The following is an 11,933-nucleotide window of genomic DNA, read 5'->3' on the forward strand; positions in this document are numbered from 1 at the left end:
ATAAAAGGTTCTATTTCTACACAATATATTAATTTTAAAGGCATTTCAGAAGGAAAGTCTCCCACTTCCATAAGTGGGAGTTACATACCATAACAAAGAGAAACCATTTAACAAAAGGAGAATTTACATGAAAATAACTTGGTTAGGTCATTCATGCTTTCTTTTGGAAGATTCAAAAGGTGTGAAGCTTTTAACAGATCCATTTGACAATACTTTAGGGTATGATATTTATAAAGGTAGTCCAGATATTGTAACTATAAGTCATCAACATTTTGATCATAATTATATTAAAGAGCTAAATGGCAACTATAAAATCATAGATAAAATCGGTATGTCCACTTCACATGATATATCTATAAAAGGCACCCCTTCTTATCACGACAAAAATAAAGGTGCAAAACGGGGTGATAATATAATATTCACCTTCAGAATGGATGGGTACTCCTTATGTCATTTAGGAGATCTAGGCCACACTCTTTCAAATGATGATATGTCCTCCCTTGGAGATGTAGATATATTGTTTATCCCAGTAGGTGGTAATTATACAATTGATGGCAAGGAAGCGTCGGAAGTTACTAAAAAAATGAACCCCAAAATAGTTATACCTATGCACTATAAAACTTCACGACTATCTCTTCCATTGGAGGGAGTAGAAACATATCTTATGCATATGAAAAACGCCTCAAAAATAGATAGTAATACTTTAGTGATCAATGATGAAATAAAAGAATCCATGTCTGTCAAAATATTAAGCTATATTTAGAAGAAGAGCCCACCATTTTTAAATAAGTGGTGGGCTTTCCTTTTTTATTTCACATTCGATCAAATTATTAATAATGAATTTTATATTTGCTTATTCCATAATACAATTTGACTTTCTAAAATACTTTTTTGAACATCAATGATTCTCTGATTAGATGATCCAATATACTTACTAGCGCCTTCCTTTAATTCTTTATCAAATTTGCCATCAACAAGTACGTCAATACAGCTTAGTAGTCTTAGTTTGTCACTATCTCCGCTATGTATTAGTTCTTCGAAAGTGTATCCACTATAACACCAAATATTTAATCCCTGGCCCTTTAATTTCTCTGATAATTTCGATAAAGCTACCGCACTCTCAAAAGGTTCTCCTCCTGAAAAGGTAACCCCTTTTATTATAGGCATGTTCTTCTTTATTTTTTGTGCAATATCATCTATTGAAATGTAATCCCCATAATTAAAATCTTGCATAAACTCATTTTGGCAACTTTCACAGTTATGCATGCATCCAGACACAAAAATTACAGACCTAAGTCCATCTCCATTAACTAATGAATTATCTAGAAACCCGCCTATTTGAAGTTTCATTCACTCCACCACCCTTTATAAAATAATCACATGAAAATGATGGGCAATTGTTTAATACAATTGCCCATCATTTTCATCGTACTTAGCGATTTTTAATATGTAGATACATGACCCGCAGTATGAGATATTCTATCTGCTCTCTCTGCTGTCTTCCCATAACCAAATCTCTCATCCAAACTTAAGTAACCTGTTACCCTTGAAATCCCTTGTATATTACTACTTCCACATTTGCTACATTTATGTGCTCCATTATGGAGATATGTTCCACAGTCTTTACAATATCTAATATGGAAATTTATGCCCATATAACTAATGTTTGTTTGCTTATATGCATAATCTAATATGTCCATTATAATCTCTTCTGTTGGATAATCGTCAAGTTCTATATAACTAATATGTCCACCATTGCATAATTTATGATAAGGCGCCTCGATATCTATTTTTTCCTTAATTGATATTGGATACCCTACTGGAATATGATAACTATTTGTATAATATTCTTTGTCAGTAACCCCCGGTATTTCACCAAACACAGCTTTGTCTTGAAGTATAAATCTACCACTTAATCCTTCAGCCGGCGTAGCATAAGCACTCCAATTAAGCTTAGTTTCATCTATTAGCTTGTCAGTATAATTCCTTATATAAGATATTATTTCAACTCCTAATTTTCTGGAGTCTGCGCATTCTCCATGATGTTTTCCAGTTAGCGACGCTACCGTTTCTGCAAGCCCTATAAAACCAATACCCCATGATCCATTTTTTAAAATAGGTTCTATGGAATCCTCAGGTAATAACCCTTCACTACCTACCATAAGACCTTGCCCTGCTACAAAAGGTAGATCCTTAACTCTTAATTTTTTCAGAACATCATATCTATGCATAAGTGCTTCTCTAGAAAGTTCTAACTTACTATCAAGTAATTTATAGAACTTATCTACCTCTCCCTTCGCTAATATACCAAGTCTAGGGAGATTTAAAGTTACTGGAGCAATATTTCCTCTCCCTTTCGTTCCTGCCTCTCCATTTGCATTAGAACAAATATAAGTACGGCATCCCATAGTAGCCGGAGTAATCCCTTGATCATAGTAGAATTTATTAAAATCAGCATCCAAGTTCATAAAGGTAGGATTCATTCTCCTACTAGCAACTCGACAAGCAAGCTTATATAAGTAGTGATATGGGTCAGTCTTTTCTCTATTGACCCCTTTTTTAACTCTAAAAATTATGTTTGGGAATACAGGTTGTTCCCCTTTTCCAAGTCCTTTTTCGTATTCAATTAAAAATATTTCACATACGAGTGCTGCATCTTTAGATTCCGGTACTCCAATATTCATCGAACTAAAAGGCACTTGTGATCCAGCTCTGCTGTGCATTGTGTTTAGGTTATATACTATTCCCTGCATAGATTGTTCTACAGCTCTTCTTAATTTACGTTCCGCAAATTCGCAAATTTTGTGCTCTTCTACACCAAGTTCTCTAATTTCTTGTCTAATTTCTTGCCTTGTATATTCTATGAATGCCGCCATGTCATTGTCAAAATCTGGATGTGATTGACCTCCAAACATATCATTCTGCGTTGATTGAAGTAAAATGCATGAAAGCTCTGCTGCAGACTCTATCCTTTTTGCTTTTCTTATATATCCGTATCCTGTATTAAACCCTCTTTCTAAAACTTCTCTTGTTGGTATATGCAAACAATTTACAGTTAAATTATAGCTATCTAGATCATGGTAATATACGTCACCATTTTCATGTGCTTTTGACAAATGCTTAGGCATCATAGATAAATTATGCCATTTGTTAGATTCGCTAGCAATTCTAAGTAACTTAGAACTAAAGTTATTACCCACATTAGCATTATCTCTATCTGTCTCTACTCCTATTTTTTCTATAGCTTTCATAAGGTCTGATTTTATTTCTCTAATCTTGTTACGTTCGCGTCTGTAATTAGAAAAAGCTACTCCAATAGCCTTATGACCATTTTCTAAAAGTGTACCTTCAACAATATTCTGTATTTCTTCAACAGTTAGTTGCTGTTTCTCCAAACACTCAATTTTTTCTATGACCTTTTGAGTTAGCTCTATAACTTCACTTTCTTTTAAATTAAAAGCGATCTCATCCATCGCTCCCTTTATGGCATTTGTAATTTTAATTGAATCGAATTGAACCTCTCGTCCATCTCTTTTGACAACATGTAGCATATTTTGACCCCTCCGAACACAGTATCTTTTACTTTGCTTATTATACTCTAGTAAAAAATTTATATCAATTTCTAAATTAACTTCTATCATATAATACAGCCAATTAATTTTTAGTTACCTCGATATCCTTTGATTTTTTATAGTTATCGCCTTATTAACATAATTAGTTAACCTATCCACTCAGTTTTGATAATATCTTCTTGATGAAAACTTTAAAAATAAAATAGTATAAAAAACATATTGAAAGCCAAACTATATATATAATTTAAATTAAAACCTATTATAAATAATAAAGTGTTGTAGGTGAATATATTTTTATAAATAGATATAATATTATAATATATGTTGTATTTAGATACATTTTAGTAAAAAAATAGTATAAATACATATATAATATTATTATTTTCAAAAAACTATTTAAAAATTCACCAAAGTGTAGTATCATAATAGTTATGTTACAAATGTTACAAATTTTTTTATTCAGGAGGAAAGTTATATGAAAACAGGTACAGTTAAATGGTTTAATTCAGAAAAAGGGTTTGGTTTCTTATCCGTAGAAGGAGAAGAGGATGTATTCGTACATTTTTCAGCTATTCAAGGAGACGGATATAAATCTTTAGAAGAAGGACAACAAGTTCAATTCGAAATAACTACTGGCGCTAGAGGCCCTCAAGCTTCAAACGTTACTAGATTATAATTCAAAATCTAATCTATAATATAAATTAATTATAGAAAAAACACCTATCATTTTGTGATAGGTGTTTCTTAGTTTTTTGATAATATAAACCATACTTTCTCGCACGCAATTCCATTCATTTCATATTATCCATAAAAACATTATCACTTTCATGAATATAATAGTGTTCTTTGCTAAAACTATAATAAATATAGTTTATATATTATGAAAGGATGGTTTTATAATGTTCGGTAAAATAATAGATATGAGCAATACTGATGCTTTTATAAATTTTTTAAATGGAACTAGTATAAACGTAAGTGTTTCCCGCTTACCTAAAAATTCAAAAATAGGAGATACTATTGATTTAAATATTGATGCTCCTACTAATATGCTTAACGATACAATGATAAATTTTCTCTAATGAAGTTTTAATAATAAAAAACTGCATTTATTTTACAAATACAGTTTTTTATTATTTTTTGCAAATTGTTAAAATCCATTAGGTTTTTTATCTTCAAAAATTTCAATATTCCATCCTTTATCATATTTCGCTACTACATAATATTTCTTTTCCTTCTCATTCAATTTATTCTTAATCGTCACAGAAGATTTGTATATAGTAGATTTGTATCCTTCCGTTTTAACACTTACTAACTCATCATATCCTGTATTTTTATCTTTTACCAATAGTGCATTAAAATCATTTAATAGCTTACTTTTAAATGATTCTAAATCAGTTGATACTATAAATTTAGACACTTCATTATCTTCACTTATATCGACAAATATTTTTTTGCTTTTATCATCATCATTTTTATACTTATCTAATACCTTTAAAATCGAATCATAATATACAGTTTCAAAATCTATAGGCTTTCTAATATTCCAAAAGTTTTCTATGATATCATTATCAATCCTTTTAGATACGATATAACTTTTATCTTCACTATATAAATTAGCTCCATCTTTTTTATCAAGTCCTGCTATATAACTAAATTTATGGACTTTATCGACACCTTCATACATTTCAAAAATATAATCAGCCTCTAGTGTTGATTTTTTATTAACTTCCTTAGCTGACGATAAAATTTTATACAAATCTTTTATAGCTATTTCATCCGTAACCACAAATCTAAAGCTTTTATCTCTAGTACTTTGTATTATTATTTTTTTAATTCTTCCCTGCTCAATATACTCAAAATCAACATTTTTCGTCCCAATCTTTACTTTAATTTCATCAAAGCTTTTACATCCCGTAAATATAAATGAAGTTATAATTATAAAACAAAATATAATTAGTTTGCTTTTATTTTTAATCATTTGTTATCCCCCTAGCTAATCTCTGCAGGAAATAACAATTATAAATTGTTATCCTAACTCTCAAATATTATTTCCACAAAGTTTCTTTTATTTTTTTAAATTCATCTCCTTTTTATTCCCTTTATTTAAGATGCTTAGTACAATATAGTAATGGAATGTCTTTTAGATATCATTAAATAAATTATAATACTTTAAAAAGTTTTAAGCAACTCTAATTAATTTCATACGACATTTGGAGAAATGTATGAAATGTCTAAGCCATCCTATCGAACTTTTAAAGTCTCAACTATACTTTCAAAAATAGCTCCATAAGTCTCTTTAAAATTAACATTTCTTGTAAAAAAAGAAATTCTATAAAATTCTTTCCCATCATCAATAAAATATTCATAGGCCTTGTACCAATTATTATCGCTTACATTAATTAAGTATTTCACTAAGTATGTTTTTTTCCCATTTATAATAGTGTCATCTATCTTATAATTTCTAATCGCATTTTGCTTCTGTGATATCTCTTTGCTACTATCTAAAAATGCTTTTAAGTCCTGTTTACCCTTCCAAACTTCTACAAAGCCATGAATAACTGCATCATTTGATTGAAAATCATTATGATACATAATCTCACCACCAGAAAATTTTTTTTCTTTAGTTGTCCATCCAACCGGCAATTTATAACTTACCTTTCCGTCTATAGCTGTATAATCATTAAGTAATTTAATATTATTCTCCACAAGAATAGTAGTTTTTAGCTTGTCATCAAATTGTTTTGATATCCCCAAAAGCGTGATCATCAGTCCGAGGATTATTACTATAATTCCAACCTTTTTTCTGTTTATAAGTATAACCTTCACTGTACCCCTCCACATATTAATGTTAATATACTATATGATATATATTAAAAGAATATTAAAAAATTAAATGTGTGACTAAATTATTTAGCCACACATTTAATTTTACATATATTATTTTTTTAAAGGTACAACAATTGTAGAATTTTTAAAATCATAAAACATTAGCCAATATCCCATTCCATCATTTTCTTTATCAGGAATCCAACTTACAAAACCAGTTTTCCCTCCATAAGGTTGATGAGTTTTAGCTCTACTCCCCGGTATTCCATAAACAATATATTTCATTTTCCCGCTTGAGTCACATTTATACCCTAACATAAAAGATTTATAGTTTCTAATATACGGATAATACGAAATCATAGGATAATATGCTATTGTATATTTGTTATAATCATTCAAATCATACATATTCTCTAAATTACTAACCGGTACTTTATACCATTTACACCATTTAATTTCATTAGAAAAGTCAGGTACTTCATCAAAATCTTGAGCTACTGCCTTGAAGAATTCTCCCGTAGTGCCTTTAGGATATTCCTCTTTCGAAGAATTTTTCTCCTTATAATTACACTCATCTTTTTTATCTTCTTTATGTTGCTTTTTATCCTTATCTCTATTTACATCAAAATCATCTTCAAGTTTCTTAACTTCATTTTTTCCCTTTAGTTTGTCTGAAATCTCAACATCTTCAATATTAATTCTTTGTGTAGTATCTACCTTGTCTACTTTATCGACTTTATCGACTTTATCTTGATATTCTAAAGGTCCAAGATCTTCGGTATTACCTCTTTTCATTGTGTCTACTTTTGTGTCCGCTGCTTCATCTACCTTCTCCTGAGTTTCTAAATGTTCGACTGCGTCATCATCTACTTTATCTTGAGATTCTAAAGGTCCAAGATCTTTGATATTGCCTCTTTTCTTTGTGTCTACTTTTGTGTCCGCTGATCCATCTACCTTCTCCTGAGCCTCTAAGTGTTGGACTACGTCATCATCTACTTTATCTTGAGCTTCTATAGGTCCAATATCTTCGGTATTGCCTCTTTTCTTTGTGTCCACTGCTCCATCTACCTTTTCCTGAGCTTCTAAATGTTCGACTACGTCAGCATTTTTCACTTTAATTAATTCAATACTTTGTTCATATTCATCAAATTCATTACTTATATCATCTACTCTAGTTTCCTTCTTTTCTTTATTACCATCCGCTAGTTTATAGTTTTTCCACTCATTTGGTTTATCTGTTGTTGAAAATCCACTCATTATTGAAATCACATTGACATCTAAGAATTTTACAATTGCAGCTCCAATAATTTTTTCAGCAGAAATTCCAGTATCTGCTATATTGTCCATATCATATTCATGAGAAATATCCACCCTACCGTGATCGTCTATGTTCAATTTGCCAACTTTTATAATTTTGTTTACATCTTTTTTACCGCATATTAAAATCATGTAATAAGGTTGTTTTTCCTTCCTTAGGTTTTGCACGTAGTATGAAACCTTACATTTACTGTTTTTCATTTCAAGCTTTGCATATCCAGATGGAATCTTGTCAGCTTCTAATGAATAGCCTTTTTCATCTTCTTGTAATATAATAAAGTACCTACTATAATTTTTTTTAGGTGTCACCTGCATTTACCTCCATATAAAACTTATTCATTATAATATATGAACTATATTATAAAAAATGAACACTATATGGAAATTTATTTTACAAGTCCTATTTCATCCGAAAGCGTTGCAAACTCTTGCAGTGATAAAGTCTCGCCTCTCCTCTTAGGATCAATGTTTGCTCTTTCAAAACATTTTAGTAAATCTTCCTTAGGAATTCCTATATCTTTAACAGAGTTCCATAAGATTTTCCTTCTCATATTAAAAGATTTTCTGACTATAGAGAAAAATAATTCTTCATCCTTCACCTTAACTTTAGGCTCTTTTAATCTATCTAACCTTATAACCATAGATTCTACTTTAGGCTGGGGCAAAAATGCTGAAGGCGGCACGAGCCGGAGTATTTTCGTGTCACAGTAGTACTGAACTAATATTGAAAAGGCTCCGTAAGCTTTGCAATTTGGCTCTGAATCTATCCTCTGCGCAACTTCCTTTTGTATCATTATAGTTAGAGATTTAAAATTATAACCTCCAGTAAGTAAGTTAACAATTATTGGTGTCGTTAAGTAATATGGTAAATTAGCAACTAATTTTACAGATTTTTCATCCTTGATTAGTTCATTAAAATCCACTTTTAAAGCATCATTATGTATAAGCTCAAAATTATCGAACTCTTTAAGTTCATCTTGCAAAATCGGCAAAAGTTTTTCGTCTAGTTCTATAGCACAAACCCTTTTAGCTCTCCTTAAAATTGCTCTAGTTAATGTACCAAATCCTGGTCCTATTTCTATAATAAAATCTTCTTCATTAACTTCTGCACCCTCTACAACATCGTCTAGCACAGAGTCATCTATTAAAAAGTTTTGGCCTAAACCTTTTTTGAATTTAAATTCATATTTTTTGCTAACCTCACTAATCGTCAAATCTGCCATAATCCATCTCCTTGTTTATTTTTTGTACAGCATTTATAAATTCTTCTTTTATAATTCCATAATTGTTTAACCTAGTTATAAATTGCGCCGAATTACCGTATCCTATACCTAATTCGTTTCCTATCGCATGACGTCTTTCCTTAGCTCTAATATCTGCCGTTAACTTGAAAAATATCATATCTTGCACGTCAAACTCTTTTCTTTTCTCTTGAACTTCAAATTTTGCAGTTTCGAGAGCCCTTAATATTGTTTCAGGTGATGCATTTTCAACGCCTATATCTCCGTCCTTAGTACCTTCCTTTTGAGATATGTACGCATGTTTTACATTTGCTACTCTTTTGGTAATAATCTTTCTTATTTTTTCTCCAGCAAAGTCTGGATCTGTAAATACTATTACCCCTTTTCGCTTTTGTGCTTCCCTTATTTTACTAATTACCTTTTCGTTGATTCCAAAGCCTCCTACAGAAATTAGTTCAGCGTCTACCGCTCTTTTAACTGCTGTAATATCATCTCTTCCCTCAACTACTATCACTTCTTTAATCATATTGTCCTCCTACTTCTTCATACCGCAGGGCACCACTTATTATGTGGTTATCGACCTGCTATGATAAACTAAGGCATTTTCCTTATTATATAATCATAAAAAATAAAAACATCCCTTAGTATTTCTTTTAGCTGTATCTATAATACCATTTTACTTATTAATAGTGAACTATAAACCAAAAAAAGGAGCTTGCGCTCCTATTTCACAATATAAATACTTACATTTCGTGCTCCCCAACCCCACATTTCATCACTGGAGTCGTAATACAAATCTATATGATTACCCTTTATAGCTCCACCTATATCTTCTGCAATACCATATCCGTACCCTTCTACGTAAATCTTGCTTCCTAATGGAATAACGCTAGGATCAACGGCTATAGTACTATACCCATCTGCGTTTCTTTTTGCCCTCACCCCTGTGCTAGTTATACCAAAGTCAGGGTCGCCCGCACTCTTACCAGTGCAACTATAATCAGCAGTATATGCTGTTGCCCTAACCTTCAATTTCCTAGTATAACTAATATCGCCTCCACGAGATGGGGTATATACACTAGTAGTACCTAATGCAATTATTTCTTTAACGGGCTGTGCTTTAAATTCTTCATTAAGTAATTTTCTAGATACCTCTTTGCCATTTTCATAAACAACAGCTGAAGTTATAACCTTCTGACCTGTTATGCCTTTTTGAATAACTTTCTTAACACCTTTATTTAGTTCATCGCTGCTTTTAATTTCAGTTGCAAATTTAACTGCTTTAGTTTCCTTCACATTCTCAGTGTTTACCCTTGTTACCTTTACTGCGAGACCTGATTTTAGCGAATCACTTTTTAATGGCGTAATCTTGTCTTCATCACCTAATACAATTTTTTCTGCTTTCAGCATATCTTCTACCGTTTTTTCAGCAGTTTGTATATTTAATTCTTTCCCATCAACTGTTACTTTGACATTTACAGCTTTTTTTATATATATTTTATCTCCGTCTTTTACTTTACTGTCTAAACTAACTGTTATTTGGTCTTTTGACCCTAATGCTATATTGTTACTTTTTAGTATTTGAGTAACATTACTTTTTAAAGTTATAACTTCTATAGACTTTCCATCAACGATAACAGATATAGCTTTTTTCATGTTAAACATAGTAACTGAAATGCATGTTAATAATAGCATTACTACAAAAAATGTCTTGGGACCATTTGAAAAATAGTTCTTAAAATTATTTTTCGCGTTTTTTATCATATAAATTCCCTCCCTTAGTCAAGAATACTTGGGTATTATACCTTGAAGCATTAAATATGTCAAATTTCGACCCAATTATTCTTAGTTTCGACTTTTAATGCATCTTTTTGCATATAATTATATTCTTAAACCATCTCAACTAGCCCATTCTTGAGGGTAACCCGGCAAATTAATATTCACCATTAAAATCATATGTTGGAAACTTAATTTTAATTACTAACAATTCCGTGTAAAATTGTCACACTAATTGTATTAATAACCATTCTACACTATTTGTAAATTTTTAGCAATTGTTTTATATTATGTATTGTTGCATCTTCAATTTCTCCTATGGTTTTACCCTTAACTTCTGATATTTTTTCTATTATGTACTGAATATAATCCGATTGGTTTCTTTTCCCTCTATGTGGTACAGGCGCCATGTATGGACAATCCGTTTCCACTAGTATCCTGTCCATTGGTACGACCCTTGCAACCTCTGCCGTTTTTTTTGCATTTTTAAAGGTTATAACACCCGTGAATCCTATATAATACCCTAATTTTAAACACTCCTTAGCAAATTCAACACTTCCTGAAAAACAGTGAACTACCCCTACTACTTCCGGAAATTTCTTTAATATATCTAAAGTATCTTTATGAGCGTCCCTATCATGGATAACCACTGGTAATCCAAGTCCTTTTGCAAGCTCCATTTGAAGTTTAAAAGCCGCTTTTTGAATTTCTCTATCTGGGTTTTCGGCGTAATAATAATCTAATCCTATTTCTCCTATAGCTTTAACCTTTGGATAGTGTGTTAAATTCCTTAATTCTTCAATAATTTCCTCATTAACAATATTTGCATATTCAGGATGTATTCCTACCGCCGAGTATATAAAATCATATTTATTCGATAACTCTGCTGACATTCTTGCACCTTCAAGTGATGCACCGCAGTTTAAAACCCCTATTACTCCTTTATCGTTTAACCCCTTTATTACTTCTTCTCTATCTCCATTAAAGGCCTCATCATCATAATGTGCATGTGAATCAAATATCATAATCTATACTGTCGTTAAACCCGTTAATTTCAAAAGTTTAAATACAGTTTTCACCATCCTTTCTATGTAATAATAAATTCTTTAATATAATTCAAATGTCTGTTTGATATTATATCACTAATATTCAACTATTTGCAAAATTGTATAATCGACAATTTAGTTAAAATAAATAAAAG

Annotated in this window: 12 protein-coding genes; 3 read left to right on the forward strand and 9 right to left on the reverse strand. The window is 30.9% G+C overall.

From position 1 onward, the window contains the following. The first annotated feature begins 127 nt into the window (after positions 1-127). Positions 128-763, forward strand: coding sequence for an MBL fold metallo-hydrolase (locus tag ACWJJT_RS10230; RefSeq protein ID WP_462954666.1), 636 nt, complete (start codon positions 128-130; stop codon positions 761-763). Between the two features lie 80 nt (positions 764-843). On the opposite strand, the gene nrdG is transcribed toward ACWJJT_RS10230, so the two are convergent. Together nrdG and nrdD are read right to left on the reverse strand one after the other, a co-directional pair. Next, positions 844-1,350: an anaerobic ribonucleoside-triphosphate reductase activating protein gene (nrdG, locus tag ACWJJT_RS10235; protein ID WP_462954667.1), complete on the reverse strand. Its 507-nt coding sequence runs from the start codon at positions 1,348-1,350 to the stop codon at positions 844-846. 92 nt (positions 1,351-1,442) lie between these two features. Next, positions 1,443-3,551 carry an anaerobic ribonucleoside-triphosphate reductase gene (nrdD, locus tag ACWJJT_RS10240; RefSeq protein WP_462954668.1) on the reverse strand — a complete coding sequence of 703 codons (2,109 nt, stop codon included), beginning with the start codon at positions 3,549-3,551 and terminating at the stop codon, positions 1,443-1,445. 496 nt (positions 3,552-4,047) lie between these two features. On the opposite strand from nrdD, the gene ACWJJT_RS10245 reads away from it, so the two are divergent. Then, positions 4,048-4,248, forward strand: coding sequence for a cold-shock protein (locus tag ACWJJT_RS10245; RefSeq protein WP_071611001.1), 201 nt, complete (start codon positions 4,048-4,050; stop codon positions 4,246-4,248). 223 nt (positions 4,249-4,471) lie between these two features. Beyond that, positions 4,472-4,651 carry a hypothetical protein gene (locus tag ACWJJT_RS10250; RefSeq protein ID WP_165412906.1) on the forward strand — a complete coding sequence of 60 codons (180 nt, stop codon included), beginning with the start codon at positions 4,472-4,474 and terminating at the stop codon, positions 4,649-4,651. A 68-nt stretch (positions 4,652-4,719) separates the two neighbouring features. Here ACWJJT_RS10250 and ACWJJT_RS10255 read toward each other — a convergent pair whose 3' ends face one another. The 7 genes from ACWJJT_RS10255 to ACWJJT_RS10285 all read right to left on the reverse strand — a co-directional run bounded on the left by ACWJJT_RS10255 (position 4,720) and on the right by ACWJJT_RS10285 (position 11,757). Beyond that, on the reverse strand, positions 4,720-5,550 hold the full coding sequence (locus tag ACWJJT_RS10255; RefSeq protein ID WP_462954669.1) for a hypothetical protein: 831 nt from the start codon (positions 5,548-5,550) through the stop codon (positions 4,720-4,722). Positions 5,551-5,813: 263 nt separating this feature from the next. Continuing rightward, a complete protein-coding gene (locus ACWJJT_RS10260; RefSeq protein WP_462954670.1) occupies positions 5,814-6,398 on the reverse strand; it encodes a hypothetical protein in 585 nt (194 codons plus the stop codon). Positions 6,399-6,509: 111 nt separating this feature from the next. Beyond that, the gene (locus tag ACWJJT_RS10265) at positions 6,510-8,024 is read right to left on the reverse strand and encodes a DUF7922 domain-containing protein (RefSeq protein WP_462954671.1); all 1,515 of its coding nucleotides are present in this window, start codon (positions 8,022-8,024) and stop codon (positions 6,510-6,512) included. 77 nt (positions 8,025-8,101) lie between these two features. Further along, a complete protein-coding gene (gene rsmA, locus ACWJJT_RS10270) occupies positions 8,102-8,938 on the reverse strand; it encodes a 16S rRNA (adenine(1518)-N(6)/adenine(1519)-N(6))-dimethyltransferase RsmA (protein ID WP_462954672.1) in 837 nt (278 codons plus the stop codon). Beyond that, complete coding sequence (gene rnmV, locus ACWJJT_RS10275; protein ID WP_462954673.1) at positions 8,919-9,482, reverse strand: ribonuclease M5; 564 nt, start codon at positions 9,480-9,482, stop codon at positions 8,919-8,921. The genes rsmA and rnmV overlap by 20 nt, the downstream gene beginning before the upstream one ends. Positions 9,483-9,679: 197 nt before the next feature. Then, positions 9,680-10,720: a ubiquitin-like domain-containing protein gene (locus ACWJJT_RS10280; RefSeq protein ID WP_462954674.1), complete on the reverse strand. Its 1,041-nt coding sequence runs from the start codon at positions 10,718-10,720 to the stop codon at positions 9,680-9,682. Between the two features lie 269 nt (positions 10,721-10,989). Further along, on the reverse strand, positions 10,990-11,757 hold the full coding sequence (locus tag ACWJJT_RS10285) for a TatD family hydrolase (protein WP_462954675.1): 768 nt from the start codon (positions 11,755-11,757) through the stop codon (positions 10,990-10,992). Positions 11,758-11,933 lie beyond the last annotated feature (176 nt).

The sequence above is a fragment of the Clostridium sp. CM041 genome (assembly GCF_055081035.1).